This window comes from Streptococcus sp. Marseille-Q6488 (assembly GCF_946902925.1).
Lineage (GTDB): Bacteria > Bacillota > Bacilli > Lactobacillales > Streptococcaceae > Streptococcus.
The window spans coordinates 18,763-37,077 of the sequence record NZ_CAMPPZ010000021.1 but is presented as its reverse complement, the minus strand read 5'-3'; the positions used below and the strand labels follow the sequence as shown (position 1 = coordinate 37,077).

Annotated in this window: 12 protein-coding genes; 9 read left to right on the top strand and 3 right to left on the bottom strand. The window is 39.6% G+C overall.

Features of this window, described 5'->3' with window-relative positions; genetic code table 11:
• The first annotated feature begins 4 nt into the window (after positions 1-4).
• The 5 genes from OVN23_RS09450 (at position 5) to OVN23_RS09430 (ending at position 4,665) form a co-directional block, all read left to right on the top strand.
• Positions 5-1,171 (top strand): AI-2E family transporter, encoded by a 1,167-nt coding sequence (locus tag OVN23_RS09450; protein ID WP_173253537.1) that lies wholly within the window; start codon positions 5-7, stop codon positions 1,169-1,171.
• Complete coding sequence (locus OVN23_RS09445; RefSeq protein ID WP_173253536.1) at positions 1,161-2,390, top strand: tetratricopeptide repeat protein; 1,230 nt, start codon at positions 1,161-1,163, stop codon at positions 2,388-2,390. The genes OVN23_RS09450 and OVN23_RS09445 overlap by 11 nt, the downstream gene beginning before the upstream one ends.
• 145 nt (positions 2,391-2,535) lie before the next feature.
• Positions 2,536-3,177: an amino acid ABC transporter permease gene (locus tag OVN23_RS09440; protein ID WP_031222863.1), complete on the top strand. Its 642-nt coding sequence runs from the start codon at positions 2,536-2,538 to the stop codon at positions 3,175-3,177.
• Between the two features lie 9 nt (positions 3,178-3,186).
• Positions 3,187-3,816, top strand: coding sequence for an amino acid ABC transporter ATP-binding protein (locus tag OVN23_RS09435; RefSeq protein ID WP_173253535.1), 630 nt, complete (start codon positions 3,187-3,189; stop codon positions 3,814-3,816).
• 12 nt (positions 3,817-3,828) lie between these two features.
• Positions 3,829-4,665 (top strand): amino acid ABC transporter substrate-binding protein, encoded by an 837-nt coding sequence (locus OVN23_RS09430; protein WP_173253534.1) that lies wholly within the window; start codon positions 3,829-3,831, stop codon positions 4,663-4,665.
• A 277-nt stretch (positions 4,666-4,942) separates the two neighbouring features.
• Here the strand turns inward: OVN23_RS09430 and OVN23_RS09425 are convergent, their stop codons facing one another.
• The 3 genes from OVN23_RS09425 to OVN23_RS09415 all read right to left on the bottom strand — a co-directional run bounded on the left by OVN23_RS09425 (position 4,943) and on the right by OVN23_RS09415 (position 8,370).
• Positions 4,943-5,290: a PedC/BrcD family bacteriocin maturation disulfide isomerase gene (locus OVN23_RS09425; RefSeq protein WP_173278494.1), complete on the bottom strand. Its 348-nt coding sequence runs from the start codon at positions 5,288-5,290 to the stop codon at positions 4,943-4,945.
• A gap of 110 nt (positions 5,291-5,400) precedes the next feature.
• On the bottom strand, positions 5,401-7,119 hold the full coding sequence (locus OVN23_RS09420) for a phospho-sugar mutase (protein WP_164226889.1): 1,719 nt from the start codon (positions 7,117-7,119) through the stop codon (positions 5,401-5,403).
• A gap of 324 nt (positions 7,120-7,443) precedes the next feature.
• A complete protein-coding gene (locus tag OVN23_RS09415) occupies positions 7,444-8,370 on the bottom strand; it encodes an Rpn family recombination-promoting nuclease/putative transposase (RefSeq protein WP_267241023.1) in 927 nt (308 codons plus the stop codon).
• Positions 8,371-8,845: 475 nt separating this feature from the next.
• Here OVN23_RS09415 and OVN23_RS10445 point away from each other — a divergent pair, with 475 nt between their 5' ends.
• The 4 genes from OVN23_RS10445 (at position 8,846) to gla (ending at position 17,764) form a co-directional block, all read left to right on the top strand.
• Complete coding sequence (locus tag OVN23_RS10445; protein ID WP_267241022.1) at positions 8,846-14,629, top strand: mucin-binding protein; 5,784 nt, start codon at positions 8,846-8,848, stop codon at positions 14,627-14,629.
• Between the two features lie 598 nt (positions 14,630-15,227).
• Entirely contained in the window at positions 15,228-16,139 is a 912-nt protein-coding gene (locus OVN23_RS09405) for an Rpn family recombination-promoting nuclease/putative transposase (protein WP_267241021.1), read from the top strand.
• A 161-nt stretch (positions 16,140-16,300) separates the two neighbouring features.
• Entirely contained in the window at positions 16,301-16,780 is a 480-nt protein-coding gene (locus OVN23_RS09400) for an ATP-binding cassette domain-containing protein (RefSeq protein ID WP_267241020.1), read from the top strand.
• Between the two features lie 114 nt (positions 16,781-16,894).
• Positions 16,895-17,764 (top strand): aquaglyceroporin Gla, encoded by an 870-nt coding sequence (gene gla, locus OVN23_RS09395; protein WP_172922292.1) that lies wholly within the window; start codon positions 16,895-16,897, stop codon positions 17,762-17,764.
• Positions 17,765-18,315: the final 551 nt, after the last annotated feature.

The window sequence follows — 18,315 nt, the reverse complement described above, 5'->3', positions numbered from 1 at the left end:
ATTTATGGAGCAAAAAGAGAAACATTTTAGCCTATCTTGGTTTTTTAAGTGGTTTTTAGATAACAAGGCCATTACGGTATTTTTAGTAACCTTATTATTGGGATTGAATCTTTTTATTTTAAGTAAGATTAGTTTTCTATTTTCACCTGTTTTAGACTTTTTAGCAGTTGTGATGTTGCCAGTCATTCTATCTGGTTTACTATACTATTTACTGAATCCTATTGTTGATTGGATGGAGAAGCGTAAGGTTAATCGCGTCATAGCCATCAGCATTGTCTTTGTCATCATAGCTCTCTTTATCATTTGGGGCTTGGCAGTCGCCATTCCAAATCTGCAACGTCAGGTTTTGACATTCGCAAGAAATGTACCAATCTATCTTGAAGATGCAGATAGGGTTATTGATGATTTGGTAACCAAGCGTTTACCAGATGATTTCAGGCCTCAGTTAGAACAAGTTTTGACAAACTTCTCTAGCCAGGCTACAGTTTGGGCAAGTAAGGTTTCATCTCAGGCAGTCAACTGGGTGAGCGCCTTTATTAGCGGGGCATCTCAAGTGATTGTTGCCTTGATTATCGTTCCTTTCATGCTCTTTTATCTCTTGCGTGATGGGAAAGACTTGCGTAACTATTTGACCCAATTCATGCCAACAAAATTGAAAGAACCTGTAGGACAAGTTTTGTCAGATGTGAATCAACAGTTGTCCAACTATGTTCGAGGGCAAGTGACAGTGGCTATTATTGTTGCAGTAATGTTTATGATCTTCTTCAAGATCATTGGTCTACGCTATGCGGTTACGCTGGGTGTTACTGCCGGTATTCTAAATCTGGTTCCTTATCTTGGTAGCTTCCTAGCCATGCTTCCTGCCTTAGTTCTGGGCTTGATTGCTGGTCCAGTCATGCTTTTGAAAGTAGTGATTGTCTTTATCGTAGAACAAACTATTGAAGGCCGTTTTGTCTCTCCATTGATTTTGGGAAGTCAATTAAACATCCATCCCATTAATGTTCTCTTTGTTTTGTTAACTTCAGGATCTATGTTTGGTATCTGGGGAGTTTTACTTGGTATTCCGGTTTATGCCTCTGCTAAGGTTGTCATTTCAGCCATTTTCGAATGGTATAAGGTAGTCAGTGGTCTATATGAATTAGAGGGCGAGGAAGTCAAGAGTGAACAATAGTCAACAGATGTTACAGGCTTTGGAGGAGCAAGATTTAGCCAAGGCAGAACATTATTTCGTCAAAGCTTTAGAAAATGATCCAAGTGACCTTCTGTATGAGTTGGCAACTTATCTTGAAGGGATTGGTTTTTATCCTCAGGCCAAGGAAATTTACCTGAAAATCGTAGAGGACTTTCCAGAGGTTCATCTTAATCTAGCAGCAATCGCTAGCGAGGATGGTCAAATAGAAGAATCCTTTGCCTATCTAGAGGAAATCCAAGCTGACAGTGACTGGTATATTTCGGCTTTGGCGCTTAAAGCAGACCTTTACCAGCTGGAAGGTTTGACAGATGTGGCGCGTGAGAAATTATTGGAGGCCTTGACTTACTCAGAGGATCCTCTCTTGATATTGGGCTTAGCAGAGTTGGATAGTGAGTTGGAAAATTACCAAGAAGCTATTCAAGGCTATGCCCAGTTAGATAATCGTACTATTTATGAGCAAACAGGCATTTCTACCTATCAACGAATTGGCTTTGCCTATGCCCAGTTAGGGAAATTTGAAACGGCTACTGAGTTTTTAGAAAAAGCTCTGGAGTTAGAATACGATGACCTAACAGCTTTTGAGCTGGCCAGTCTTTACTTTGATCAAGAAGAATATCAAAAAGCCACCCTCTACTTTAAGCAGCTTGATACCATTTCTCCTGATTTTGAAGGATATGAGTATGGGTACAGTCAGGCCTTACATAAGGAACATCAAGTTCAAGAAGCCCTGCGTATCGCTAAGCAAGGCTTAGAGAAAAATCCCTTTGAAACTCGCCTCTTGCTAGCTGCTTCACAATTCTCTTATGAATTGCATGATGCTAGTGGGGCAGAAAATTATCTCCTTACTGCTAAAGAAGATGCTGAGGATACGGAAGAAATCTTACTCCGTCTAGCAACTATTTATCTGGAGCAGGAGCGTTATGAGGATATTATAGACTTGCAGAGCGAAGAGCCAGAAAATCTCTTGACCAAGTGGATGATTGCTCGTTCCTATCAAGAAATGGACGATTTGGATACTGCCTATGAGCTTTACCAAGAGTTGGCAGGAGATTTAAAGGACAATCCAGAGTTTCTGGAACACTATATCTACCTCTTGCGTGAATTGGGCTACTTTGAGGAAGCAAAAGTTAATGCACAAGCTTACTTAAAACTGATTCCAGATGATGTGCAAATGCAAGAACTGTTTGAGAGATTGTAAGAATGTTTAAACATATAGAACTGTAGTTTATCTCTTTTGATAGCTACGGTTTTTATTTGTATATGATAGAATTTTTTTACAAAAATGGTTGGTTATTTTGTTTATTCATGCTATAATAGGAACAATTACTTTTAGGAGGTGCAGTATGTCTTATTTATTTGAGATATTACCGAGTTTACTGAATGGTGCGAGCACGACTGTACAGGTCTTTGCACTGGTCTTGCTATTTTCGATTCCTTTGGGCGTTTTGATTGCCTTTGCCTTGCAAGTCCATTGGAAGCCCCTCCATTATCTGATTAACATTTACATCTGGGTTATGCGTGGCACCCCCTTACTCTTGCAACTGATTTTTATTTATTATGTGCTTCCAAGTATTGGGATTCGTTTAGACCGCCTTCCTGCTGCCATTATTGCCTTTGTTCTCAACTATGCAGCTTACTTTGCAGAAATTTTCCGTGGAGGAATTGACACTATTCCAAGAGGACAGTATGAGGCTGCCAAGGTCTTGAAGTTTAGTCCCTTTGCCACAGTGCGCTATATTATCTTGCCCCAAGTGACCAAGATTGTTCTTCCTAGTGTCTTTAATGAAGTTATGAGTTTGGTCAAGGATACTTCTTTGGTCTATGCTCTTGGAATTTCAGACCTTATCTTGGCTAGTCGAACAGCTGCCAACCGTGACGCCAGTCTGGTTCCCATGTTCTTGGCAGGAGCCATTTACTTGATTTTGATTGGGATTGTGACAATTATTTCTAAAAAAGTTGAGAAGAAGTATAGTTATTATAGATAGGAGGCTGCCATGTTAGAATTACGAAATATCAATAAGGGATTTGGTGAAAAGCAAATTTTATCTAATTTCAGTCTAAGTATTCCTGAAAAGCAAATCCTGGCTATCGTTGGGCCTTCCGGTGGCGGTAAGACAACTCTTTTACGTATGCTTGCGGGTCTTGAAACCATTGATTCAGGGCAAATCTTTTATAATGGACAACCTTTAGAGCTGGATGAATTGCAGAAGCGAAACCTACTGGGATTTGTCTTCCAAGATTTTCAACTGTTCCCTCATTTATCAGTTTTGGACAATTTGACTTTATCGCCTGTGAAGACCATGGGGATGAAGCAGGAAGAAGCTGAGAAGAAGGCGAGTGGACTCTTGGAACAGTTAGGACTGGCAGGGCATGCAGATGCCTATCCATTTTCATTATCTGGTGGGCAAAAGCAGCGGGTGGCTTTGGCGCGTGCTATGATGATTGACCCAGAAATCATTGGCTACGATGAACCAACTTCTGCCCTAGATCCAGAATTGCGCTTGGAAGTGGAAAAACTAATCTTGCAAAATAGGGAACTTGGGATGACCCAGATTGTGGTAACCCACGATTTGCAGTTCGCGGAAAATATCGCAGATGTATTATTGAAAGTAGAACCTAAATAGGAGGAAAAATGGATGAAAAAATGGATGCTTGTATTAGTCAGTCTGATGACTGCTTTGTTCTTAGTAGCTTGTGGGAAAAATACTAGCGAAACTAGTGGAGACAATTGGTCTAAGTACCAGTCTAACAAGTCTATTACTATTGGATTTGATAGCACTTTTGTTCCAATGGGATTTGCTCAGAAAGATGGTTCTTATGCAGGATTTGATATTGATTTAGCTACAGCTGTTTTTGAAAAATACGGAATTACAGTAAATTGGCAACCGATTGATTGGGATTTGAAAGAAGCTGAATTGACAAAAGGAACGATTGATCTGATTTGGAATGGCTATTCCGCTACAGACGAACGCCGTGAAAAGGTAGCTTTCAGTAACTCATATATGAAGAATGAGCAGGTATTGGTTACGAAGAAATCATCTGGTATCACGACTGCAAAGGATATGGCTGGAAAGACATTAGGAGCTCAAGCCGGTTCATCTGGTTATGCGGACTTTGAAGCAAACCCAGCGATTTTAAAGGATATTGTCGCTAATAAGGAAGCGAATCAATACCAAACCTTTAATGAAGCCTTGATTGATTTGAAAAACGATCGAATTGACGGTCTATTGATTGACCGTGTCTATGCAAACTATTATTTAGAAGCAGAAGGTGTTTTAAACGATTATAATGTCTTTACAGTTGGACTAGAAACAGAAGCTTTTGCGGTTGGAGCCCGTAAGGAAGATACAACTCTGGTTAAGAAGATAAATGAAGCTTTTTCTAGTCTTTACAAGGACGGCAAGTTCCAAGAAATCAGCCAAAAATGGTTTGGAGAAGATGTAGCAACCAAAGAAGTAAAAGAAGGACAGTAAGATAAAATAGTGGCTGAGACTGCGTTTTGATTAGCAAAACGTAGTTTTTTTGTAATCTAGGAAAACGATAATAGCGATTGAATCTGGATAATTGAATATGGAATAGCCCACTGTGATTTCTAAACCATTGTTAAAAATTGATTTGACTTCCAAAATTAAAATGTGCTGTAACGAAACGCTGATGTAACTGTTTTAGGAACAATAAAACGCATAATATCAAGGTTTTTGCACCTTACATTATGCGTTTTTGTGATTTTAAGACTTGTTAGCTGATTTTTTACAATCCTGCGAAATCTTTGATTTCTTGTGCTGACATTGAAGAGTCGCAACGGACATTGATTTGTCCATCTGCAACGTGAACAAATCCTGGTACAGTTGGGATTCCGTAGCGTGAACGGAATGCTTGTAACTCATTGAGTTGGCTTGATTCTTCACTATTGATGAAGTAAATGTGAGCTTTGGTTTCAGCTACGACACCAGCCAATGTACCTGCAAATTTACGGCAGTAAGGGCAAGTTTTGCGACCGATAAAGAAGGTTGCAGTTTCTTTTTTATCAAGAGATTCTTGCGCACGCGCAACTGTAGTGACTTCAAGATCTTTGATATTATCTAAAAATTGTTCCATGAGATTACCTCGCTTTCATTGATATGTCTAGTATGCCATAAAGTTTCTAAAATTGCTTAGATTTGATACGAAAAAAAGATGAGATTATTTGGTCTCATCTTTTTAGATCTTTATTTTACAAAAGCATTGATTTCTGCTTCGATGTTAGCAATCTTAGCTTGTGATTCTTCGTTGGTTTCCCCTACAACTGCAATGTAGAACTTGATTTTTGGTTCTGTACCTGAAGGGCGAACAGCAATCCATGAACCGTCAGCAAGTGTGTATTTCAACACGTCACTTGGAGGAGTTGTCAAGTTTGTAACAGTACCGTCAGCAGCAGTAGCAGTTTGTGCCTTGAAGTCTTCTACGACAGTGATAGCTGTTGCATTCCATTCTTTTGGAGCATTATTACGGAATTTAGCCATAATTGCTTTGATTTGTTCAGCACCATCGACACCTGAAAGGGTAACAGAGATTGTCTTTTCTGCGTAGTAGCCATACTCTTTGTAGATTTCTTCGATACCGTCAGCAAGTGTCAAACCACGAGAACGGTAGTAGGCAGCAAGCTCAGCAACGACAAGAACGGCTTGGATAGCATCTTTATCACGTACGAATGGTTTAATCAAGTAACCGAAGCTTTCTTCAAATCCCATCATGTAAGTGTGATTGTGTTTTTCTTCGAATTCTTGGATTTTTTCAGCGATGAATTTGAAACCAGTCAGAACGTTGAACATGGTTGCCCCGTAGCTTTCAGCAATCTTCGTTACCAAGTCAGTTGATACGATAGATTTGCAGAGAGCGGCATTTTCAGGAAGAGTTCCAGCATTTTTATGAGCTTCCAAGATGTATTTTGCCATGATAGCACCGATTTGGTTACCTGAAAGGTTGAGGTAGCTACCATCTTTTTGAAGAACTTCAACACCAACACGGTCAGCGTCTGGGTCAGTTGCCACAAGAACATCTGCACCAACTTGACGACCAAGTTCTTCAGCGAGGGCAAAGGCTGCTTGACTTTCTGGGTTCGGAGATTTTACAGTTGAGAAGTCTGGGTCAGCAGTTGCTTGCGCTTCAACAACTTGAACAGAGTCAAATCCTGCTTGGGCAAGAGCACGACGAGCCAACATTTCACCAGTACCATGAAGTGGTGTGTAGACAATCTTCATGTCTTTACCAAATTCTTCAATCAAGGCTGGGTTGATGTTTACGTCTTTGACTTCTTTGAGGTATTCTACATCGACAGCTTCGCCGATGACTTCAATCAAGCCAGAAGATTTTTCAGCTTCCACATCAGCAACTTCTACCGCAAATGGATTTTCGATTGCACGGATATAAGTAGTCAAAGCGTCTGCGTCGTGTGGAGGCATTTGTCCACCATCTTCACCGTAAACCTTGTAACCGTTAAATGGAGCAGGGTTGTGGCTGGCTGTGACCATGATACCTGCGAAACAGTTGAGGTGACGAACTGCAAATGAGAGTTCTGGAGTTGGACGAAGGCTTTCAAATACGTAAGATTTGATACCGTGTTTAGCAAGAACTGCCGCAGATTCAAAGGCAAACTCAGGTGAGAAGTGACGGCTATCGTAGGCGATTGCGACACCACGTTCTTTTTCGTTTCCACCTTTTGACTCAATCAAACGAGCCAATCCTTCAGTAGCTTGGCGAACAACGTAGATGTTGATGCGGTTTGTACCTGCACCAATCAAGCCACGCATACCTGCAGTACCAAATTCAAGATTTGTATAGAAGGCATCTTCCTTTGTTTTTTCGTCCATATTTTCCAAATCTTGACGAAGGTAGTCAGGAAGCTCCGCAAAATCAACCCATTTCTGGTAATTTTCTTGGTAAGACATTAAAATTCTCCTTTATTTTTAAAACATTTAATCAGTTTGATTATATCATTTTTTTTAGTTTTAGTAAAACCTTATCTGCTTCGAAAATCTTTTCAAACTAGGTCAGATTGAATTTGGGGTTTATATGATGTTGAGGCTAGGGAAAATTCAATCTCAGTAAAAAAGTAAATCTTCTCATAATAAAACATTGATACCAAACGTTTTATTATGAGAAGACTTTTACCCAGTATCTTTATACACAACCTCAAAACAGTGTTTTGAGTAATCTGTGACTAGACGTTTAGTTCTAAGAATGCCATCTTGACCAGATGGTTTTCTTTACCGTTATTGGTGATAATCTTCTAGCAAGGCTTCAAACTCAGCCACGGTCATTCCTAACTGTCGGCTGGCAACCTCAGGTGTTAGAAGACCTTGGCGGACCATATCTAGGAAGGCAAAAAGTTTTCCACGCTCCAGTCCCTGCTCAATGCCCTCTGCGCGACCTCTCTCTACACCTTTTTCCTCCGCTTGTTCCAAGGCATAGTCCTGTGCTAACAAGGCTTGTTCTTCGCGCATACGTAGTTGACTAAACATTTTTCTGTCCTCCTCGGACCAGCTCTTGTAGTCCAGCAGTTGGTCTGCTTGGCTGATGGCTCGCTCGGGTTGCTGGGTAAAGGGCTTATTCCCGAAAAACTCCAACCACGGTTTGCGAACGCTATCTTTGCTGGTTTCTCTATATTTTTTTAGTTCTAAGAACGCCATCTTAACCAAATGGTTTTCTTGACCGTTACTTGTGATGGTTAAGACTTCACCCGTCGTGTCCTCTCGCATGCTGAAACTGTGGAAAGCCAAGTCATCTGAGAAGTAATTACTATCCACAATTGCAATAGCATATACTGGTGCGATGTGTTTATAACTCTGATGTGTATCACCTTCTCGTTGGCGAATTTTTTCAAGATTTTGATTGACCTGACTGCACAAGTAAGCCCACAGGCGATTGATGAAAAAATTCTGATGATGGACTTGTATTTCGATAATAACCTGTGTCCCATTGTCCAACTCCGCTAAGACGTCTATACTGGTATAGAAGTCCTGTGCCGAGTAGGGCAGGGAAGGTAAGACATGAATATTGCTCCCCTCCAAAATGGTTACATTTTTGGCTGGTAAATCCAGCATATCGCGAATAAATTGACAAGTGATCTCTGGATTGCTAAAAATTTTCTTAGCAACCAAGTCGTTGGTTGGGCTAATGCCCGGATGTCTGAGAATCATCCTTTTCCTCCTTTTATTATACCACAGTTTTAAATCTAAGTTTACTAGATTCGATGGTTCTATCTATTTATTCGGAAAAGAAAGGGAAAAGTTTAAAAATAGTAAGGCTGTTTGCTTGTAAATCAGTTGGGTTTCTTTTTTCTCCGTCGCTACTACACTTAAATTTTATAGGCTCTTGAAGTCAAAAAAATCCTCTATTTCTGTATAACACAGTCCCTTATGTAACTGACTCTTGGATATGGACGTATTACTATATTTCTTGGGTAGACTATCGATATAAAAGTGACTTTTGACGTTTGTGGACTGATGAAGGGCTCCTAGCCTAGCTTTGGTCTCAGTAAAAAGAGTCGTCTATCTCCTAATCTGCCATTCGTAAAGTTTGAAATTTACAGCCGACTGGTGTATAATATTTAGATGAAATTGTATTCTATTATGTAGAAATAGTAGAATAATATATATATATATGAAGGCGGGCATGAATAGTCCAGAAAAACAATTAAAATACAGTATACGAAAAGTAAGTGTCGGTGCAGCTAGTGTTGTTATAGGGGCGCTCTATCTTTTGATGGGGGCTGGGATTGCTCATGCTGAGGGTGTGGAGTCAGCGAGGGAAGCTGAGAGGACAGCAAACTCGACAAATCCAGAACAGTCTGGAAATGGAGAGACAGGAAATAAGCCTGACCTAAGCAATACTGAGGCAGCAAACACCTATAATGCTCCCGTAGCTGAAAATCCGCTAGTAGCTCCAGAAAGTACGAAACCTCGTACTCGTAGTAAAAGAGAATTACCTGATGGGGATACAGGAGAGACACTAGCTGGCAATGCAGGGACTGAATCAGAGCCGATTTCTAGAAATGAGGGAGGTTCAGACACAGCAGATACTGATTCAGCTTTACTGGATGCCAATCGTAAGGGTGACGTAGTAAAAGACGATCAGCCTGGGGTACGTGTGCCTAAGGCTGGAGAAAAGGGTGCGGATGATAAGAATGCCAATCTAACATTTGATGATCCTGGCGAAGATGCTACAGTTGAAGAAATGTGGAAGATTATCCAGAATATGCCGGATGACTTCCAAAACAACGAGCGTTCATACTTGAGAAACATGGATACTCTTGGGGATGCGCTTAGATTTAAAAACGGCAAAGTCAGTGAAGATGCAGACGGCGTGAAATTACAAGATGGTGAAATTCGTGAAATAGACAGTTTCGGTGGTTGGCGTGCTATCAACAAAGAGGGACATGCGGGTAAATTTGCCATCGGTAAGAAAAATGCGCAGGGTTACTTTACTGGTTGGTACATTGACAAAGATGGCAAACGTCAAGAAGGGGGAATGCTTGGTTCTAATGCCCTTGACCAAATCTTCCTTCACGAGCAAGCATTAGACCGTCGCTTCAAATATATGTTAATGCTTGCCAAAGGACGTACTCTTGCCAATAAAAATGATGAAGCACAAGATGGCACTCCATTTGATATAAAGACAGCGAATAGAACAGGAAATAAGGAAAATCTTGCTAGCTTACCTGTCAAAGAGAAGGAAGATATTCTCCAACATTCTCCAAATATTGAGGGATTCAATGGAATAGAAAAAACCTTCACTGCCTTCTCTACCAAATATGGAAGTCGTTTGAAAATCGACTTTGTAACAGGGTATATCTCAGACTATGAAGGGTCAAAAGGGACTTATCGTATCGTTGTTAAAGCGATTAAAAAGGATAAGAATGATACTTCAAAAGAAGTGGAAGAGACCATCTATGACCATACTATTAACCGAATTGACGGAATAGTAGAGAATGAAGAACGCTATAGCCAAGGTGTAGATTTAAGTGGGTTTAATAAAGTAATTAAAAATTTATTGAAAGATGAATACATTAAAAAAGTCAATGCTCTTGCAAATGCTAAATATAATGAAAAATATCCAGGTGAAAGAAGAGATAATAAGAAACTAGCACCTTTAAAAGAGGAAGCAAAACAAGAACTCGTTAAAAATGGAGACGTTATATATGAGTTACCTATCGATAAGGATAAATTAGAAGCTACAGGAAGGCAAAATAATTATTTTAAAGAGGGAAGTGTTTTTACAGTTCCATATGCAACTGTAGCTAATAAGCTCAAAAATATTTTAAGACCCAAATTGGATGCGGAGGTTCAAAAAGACTCTCCAGTATGGGAGAATAGCAGTGAAACATATCCAGACAACTCAACATTAACTAAGTCTAAAGACCCAGATCGTGTCTATAAATTATTGGATTTTGTATTACCAACTGCGAAAAAAATTATCTATCATGCAGATACAGACCAATTAGAACTCGTAACAGATCCAGATAAAGTAAAAAAACACCGTGCAGAGCTTGAGACGAAGTTGAATGATAAAAAAGCAAAATTAGAAACAGCTGATGAGACTAATAAAACTAAACTAAACAAAGAAATCTCTGCCTTAAAAGCAGCCATTGGATCCACAAACGCCTACACTTACCTGGAAGCAAGAAACGGTAGTCAAGAAGCAAAAATCCTTGGATCATACATGAAAGCAACTAGCAAACCTGATAGTAGTGAAATATCAGAAGCTGAATATGAAAAATATCATACTAATAAACTTGCTGCTACGGCAGACAAAGGTGTTGAAAGATTCACGGGATATTTTGTTGAAAAAAATAATGTCACACGTACCGATGTACTACCTGATGATAAATTATCAGAAATAATTAATACAGAGATTAGTGGCGATAAGGACAAATTAGGTAAAGGTGGATACTTCTCAACAGGAGATATTCCATTAGGTAAAGACGTTGTAGCCTACAAGATACAAGTGTTTGCGGAAAATGAAAAACGTGTTGGTGTTAACAAGCAAAGTCCAAGACTTCAATATAACTTACCAATCCTAGCCGATTTCTCAGTAATCCAAGATACCGTAGAACCGTCTAAAGAAGTCACAACACGTATTATTACTAAATTAAAAGAACAAGGTAAGATTACTGAAGACCAAGAGAAGAAAATAAAAGAAGAAATCAAAAAGAGTAAGAAGACATCTGAACTAAGATCTCAGCTGTCAGGAGATGTTAAAGTTAAGTATCAGGATGTCAATGGAACTCTATTGACGCTTAAGAATACTGTAACAGGTCAAAAAGAAACTGATTTAGGTAAAAAAGGAGAAGATGGAACATACCTTGCTGTCGATAGTGGACTACGATATACAGAATATAATGTTAGTGATAAAAAATTAGAGACGATTACAGCTAGTGATGGTAAACGTTATAGACTGAAAAGATCGTTGGACAACGGTACTCTTGAAGAGGGAAGGTTAAAAGCTTCTGCTGCTGAAAGAGGAACTATATCTGAGAGTCCAGCAACAGTAACGTTTGTATATGAGGAAGATACTACGCCACCAGCGCCAGCAGAAGTAGATGCAACCAGAACAGTTAAGAGAACAATTACCTATGTAAAAGAAGATAATGTGAATGGAGTTATAAAAAGAACGACTCTTGAAGAACGAAAGACAGAAAATACAGTCACATTCACAGGAAAAGAAGTAACTAATACAGCGGATAATACGGTGTCTTACAAGGACTGGACAAGCACAAATAGTAAATTCCCGAAAGTAGATACACCAGTACTAGAAGGTTATATCGCAGATATAGCAAGCGTAGGAGAAGAAGAAGCAACAGCGCCAACTTCAACTGGTGAGGTGACTAATCTAACGAAAAAAGTTGTTTATACAAAACTAGGAAATTGGGTACCAAACTTACCGAAAGGTGTAACACCACCAGAAGGTACAGATATGACACCAAAACCATATCCAAATAATCCAAACGATCCAACTAAGCCTGGTGATCCAACGGATCCAAATGTACCAGTAATTCCATATGTACCAGGATATACACCAAATGTTGGCGGAACTCCTTTAGTACCGAAAAATCCAACAGATTTAACGGAAGGATATACACCACCAACTCCAACAGATCCAAAAACAAATATAGAAATAAACTATACACCAGACCCACAAAAAGCAGTAGTAAAAGTCTATACGATCAGAGATGGCGTAAAAATAGAATTGCCGAATGAAAAAGTAAGTATCGATAGTGGTATACCAGACGCTGCAATTCCTTCAACAAAGCTTGATGAAAAAATCAAAGACTTAGAAAAACGTGGATATATTGTAGATAATAAAACACCATTAAAAGGTGAAACGTTTGATAAAGTAAAAGATTCAGAAACTGGAGACCCATCGCAAGTTTATGAACTCATTCTTAGAGAGCGTACATCAGTTGAAACAGAAACAAAATCTGTAACACGTACGATTAAATACTATAAAATTGATGAAACAAATGGATCAAAAGTTGAAGTTGATAATGGTAAATTAACGAATACTAAGACAGCTGAATTTACCCGCGAAGTAACAACTAACTTAGCGACAGGTCTAACAACAATCGGTGCATGGAGTGATAAACAAACACTAGATGAAGTGAAAACTCCAGTATTAACTGGATATATAGCTGATAAAATGAAGGTTCCTTCTAGTGAAGTGACAGCTGATACTGAATCGTTTGAAGAGGAAGTTGTCTACAAGAAAATTGGAAGCTGGGTACCAAAAGTGCCAGGTGTAGAAACACCAACGCCACTGCCATATCCAAACCATCCGACTGATCCAACTAAACCTGGAGAACCAGAATATCCACAGCCAGGAACACCAGTTGAACCAAACACACCGAAACCACCAGTGATTCCATATGTGCCAGGTTATACACCTAAGACACCAGATGGAAATCCGTTAGTACCAGTTGATCCAAATAATCCAGAAACTGGATACAGGGTACCACCGATTCCAGAAACACCAGAAAACGATACGCCGATTGAGTATGAAAAAGATCCTCAAAGAGCTGTAGTGAAGGTGTTCAACACAACAACTGGAACCGAGGTAGAATTACCAAAAGAGAAAGTAGAACTTTCAGGTGAAACAGGTGAACCAATTCCTGCAGATTCAGTAATAACTAAGATTGCAGAGTTGGAAAAACGTGGATATACAGTAGAAAACAAGGAACCATTGAAAGGTGCAACATTCGATAAGAATAAAGACCCTGAAAATGGAGATCCAACTCAAGTATTCAAATTACTTGTTAAGGAACGTACTGTAGAAGTAACAACACCACCAACTCCAAATACACCGGTTGACCCTAATATTCCAGACGGACCAAAATGGCCAGAAACTGGATTAGCAAAATCTGACTTAGAAAAAGAAGTAACACGTACAATTACTTACGTTAAGAAAGAAACTGCGGATGGACCAGAAGAGCCAAGTGGAAAAGAACCAGTAAAACAAACAGCCCACTTCAAACGTAGTGCGACATATAATGCAGTTACAGGAACAATCACATACGGAAAATGGGAAAGTGCGGACAAAGAATTAGCAAAAGTAGACACACCTGAATTAACAGGATATGTAGCAGACAAAGCTTCAGTAGATAAAGTGGAAACAAATGCAGATTCGACAGGATTAGATCAAAAAGTAGTTTATACTAAACTAGGAAGTTGGGTACCAAGATTACCAGAAGGTGTAACACCACCGACAGGAACAGATATGACACCAAAACCATATCCAAACAATCCGACAGATCCAACTAAGCCTGGAGATCCAACGGATCCTAATACACCAAATGTACCAGTAATACCATACGTACCAGGATACACACCGAAGATTGGTGAAACACCATTACAACCAAAAGTGCCAAATGATCCAACACAAGGATACATTCCACCAGCGGTACCAACAGAACCAGGTAAGGATACACCGATTACGTATGAAAAAGTTCCAAACACACCTACTCCGGAAGAACCGGTAAAACCAACTCCAGAAAGTAATCATATTACAATCTGGGTGGATGAAAATGGTAAGCCATTGAAACCAGAAAAACCTGGAACTCATGAGCCAGGAAATATTCCTGGATACAGATATATTACAACTGTAACGAAGGATGGTGTTACAATTCATAGATTTGAAAAGATAACACCAGTAGAGCCTAATAATCCTGTTCCACAGAAACCGACCACACCGATTCCAACTCCACAAGATCCGACTATTCCAACACCAGAAAGTCAAATTCCAACTCCAAACACTCCAGAAGCAAATACTCCGACTTCTGAGACAAATAGAAGAGAGGAATTGCCAAACACAGGTACAGAAGCGAATGCTACCTTGGCTAGCGCTGGTATCATGACCTTGTTAGCTGGTCTAGGATTAGGATTCTTCAAGAAAAAAGAAGACTAAAAACTCATAGTTTTTAAGAAGATGATTCGTCATCTTCTTTTTTTGGCTCATTGTCAACTGTAGTGGGGTGGAGAAAAGCTAATACTCTTCGAAAATCTCTTCAAACCGCGTCAACGTCGCCTTACCGTAGATATATGTAACTGACTTCGTCAGTCTTATCTACAACCTCAAAGCAGTACTTTGAGCAGCCTGCGGCTAGTTTCCTAGTTTGCTCTTTGATTTTCATTGAGTATAAGATTAAGAAGAGGCTGAGAAAAAGCCTCTCAAATCAGAAAAACGCATAGTATCAGGTGTTCAAAACTTGAGACTATGCGTTTTATTGTGGGAAGATTGACTTTATTTTCTCCGGAAGTTGAGTTTTGGTCCAGTCTCTTTAAATTATATGTTATCTTAAATTCAGAACAGAACATTATAACTTATAAAACATTGCTAGAAATTGATTCGACTTTACTATCCTATTTGTTCAGAGTTTATTTCATTTTGCTATAAAGTTTGATATTTCTTTTGTTTTTTCTACTCTTTTTCCGAATAAATAGATAGAAGCATCGAATCTAGTAAATTAGATTAAAAAATGTGCTATAATGAAAGGAGAAGAAATATGACTGTACGTCATCCGGGCATTAGCCCAACCAATGACTTGGTTGCTAAGAAAATCTTTAGCAATCCAGAAATCACTTGTCAATTTATTCGCGATATGCTGGACTTGCCAGCAAAAAATGTAACTATTTTGGAGGGAAGCAATATTCACGTCTTGCCTTCCCTGCCCTACTCAGCGCAGGATTTCTATACCAGTATAGATGTTTTGGCGGAGTTGGATAATGGGACGCAAGTAATTATTGAGATTCAGGTACATCATCAGAATTTTTTCATCAATCGCCTGTGGGCTTATCTGTGCAGTCAGGTCAATCAAAACCTAGAAAAAATTCGCCAGCAAGAGGGCAATACTCACCAGAGTTACAAGCATATCGCACCTGTTTACGCAATAGCTATTGTGGATAGTAATTATTTCCAAGATGATCTAGCTTTCCACAGTTTCAGTATGCGCGAGGACACGACAGGTGATGTCTTAACCATCACAAATAACGGTCAAGAAAACCATCTAGTCAAGATGGCGTTCTTGGAATTAAAAAAATATAGAGAAACCAGCAAAGATAAGGTTCGCAAGCCGTGGTTGGAGTTTTTCGGGAACAAACCCTTTACCCAAGAACCCGAGCGAGCCATCAGCCAAGCAGACCAACTACTGGACTACAAGAGCTGGTCCGAGGAGGACAGGAAAATGTTTAGTCAACTACGTATGCGAGAAGAACAAGCCTTGTTAGCACAGGACTATGCCTTGGAAACAGCTAGGGCTGAGGGGATTGAACAAGGACTTGAACGAGGACGAGCGGAAGGCATTGAAGAGGGATTAAAAGTAGGTCTAGTAAATCTCGTTTGCCAAGGTCTGCTGCCATCTGAGGTTGCCAGTCAGCAGTTGGGTATGTCAGTATCTGAATTTGAGTCACTCTTGTGAACGAGTAAAAATGTTTTACCATCTATCTTGCAAAATAAATAGAATTTCTAATCCAAATGTTTTTTAATACCAAGCATAAGCAGAGCTGGTTTTTCTAGGATATTTGGGTTAAGACTTACGATTATCTTGAATGCCTTAGGGAAACATGCTATACTACTTGTATGATTATTTTACAAGCTAATAAAATTGAACGTTCTTTTGCAGGAGAGGTTCTTTTTGATAGTATCAACCTGCAGGTTGATGAACGAGATCGGATTGCCCTTGTTGGGAAAAATGGTGCAGGTAAGTCTACTCTTTTGAAGATTTTGGTTGGAGAAGAGGAGCCAACTAGTGGAGAAATCAATAAGAAAAAAGATATTTCTCTGTCTTACCTAGCCCAAGATAGCCGTTTTGAGGTTGTAGATAAGACTGACGAAGTCAGCTCAAAACACCGTTTTGAGGTTGCAGATAAGACTGACGAAGTCAGCTCAAAACACCGTTTTGAGGTTGCAGATAAGACTGACGAAGTCAGCTCAAAACACCGTTTTGAGGTTGTAGATAAGACTGACGAAGTCAGCTCAAAACACCGTTTTGAGGTTGTAGATAAGACTGACGAAGTCAGTTACATATATCTACGGCAAGGCGACGTTGACGTGGTTTGAAGAGATTTTCGAAGAGTATTATTTTTAAAAAATCTTTCCAGAAACTAGTTGCTAAATAGGGTAAAAATTGATAAAATAAGGAATGTCTAAAAAATTTTAAGGAGAATCTAGCAAATGGATTTCACATGGGCACTGAAGTATGCCACTGAATTTTTGGGAACTGCCATTTTGATCATTCTTGGGAATGGTGCAGTTGCCAACGTTGAACTTAAAGGTACGAAAGGTCACCAAAGTGGCTGGATCGTCATCGCTGTTGGTTATGGTATGGGGGTTATGATCCCAGCCTTGATGTTTGGTAACGTATCTGGGAACCACATCAACCCTGCTTTCACTCTAGGACTTGCAGTTAGCGGTCTTTTCCCTTGGGCACAAGTGGTACCTTACATTATCGCGCAAGTCTTGGGGGCTATCTTTGGTCAAGCCTTGGTTGTGGCAACACACCGCCCATTCTACTTGAAAACTGAAAACCCAAATAACATCTTGGGAACTTTCTCAACTATTTCAAGTATTGACCATGGTACAAAAGAAAGTCGCTATGCAGCAACTGTCAATGGTTTGATTAACGAGTTTGTTGGTTCATTTGTTTTGTTCTTTGCAGCTCTTGGTTTGACTAAAAACTTCTTTGGTGCTGAAGTGCTTCAATACATGAAACAAATGGCAACACAAGCAGGACAAACAGTTGATTTTTCTGACTTGGCTATTAAAGCACAGGTGGCTCCACACACTGCTTCAGGACTTTCTGTGGCTCACTTGGCACTTGGTTTCCTCGTTATGGCTTTGGTAACATCACTTGGAGGACCTACAGGACCTGCCTTGAACCCAGCTCGTGACTTGGGACCACGTCTCCTTCATGCTTTCCTTCCAAAATCAGTTCTTGGTGAGCATAAAGGCGATTCAAAATGGTGGTATTCTTGGGTACCAGTAGTAGCACCTATTGCAGCAGCAATTGCGGCAGTAGCTGTATTCAAATTCCTTTATCTCTAAGAAATAGCTCCTTTAACATTTGAGTGAGCACCATCTATAAGTAAGAGAGGATCAGATTGGTTCTCTCTTTTTGATTTTCTAGGAAATGAAAGAAAGTCTAAACAAACTCCTCTCCAGCAGTGGTTTAGAAGTCTCAGTGGGCTATTCAGCTTTAATGGGTTATAGTAGCTTGCAGTTGAAATAATAGATCCTTGTTTCTAAAACATTGTGAGAAATTGGTTTGAATTCCCCAATCAAATTGTGCAGTTTTCATTCTACTATATATTATTGAAGCTGGGGTCCCTATCTTGTAAGTCTGCTTTATAGTGGGTTGAAGTTGGAATAGTCCGCCCTTCTTTCTCGAACATTGTGAGAAATGGATTTGCCTTCCTCAACAAAATGTTCAGTTTCTATTTCATTTCGCTATAAAATAAGCGATTAGGGGGCTATTCTTCGACCGACATTGGCTCTGCTGTGTCCTTATCGTTTTATCTGCAATCTTATACTCAATGAAAATCAAAGAGTAAACTAGGAAGCTAGCCGCAGGTTGTTCAAAGCACTGCTTTGAGGTT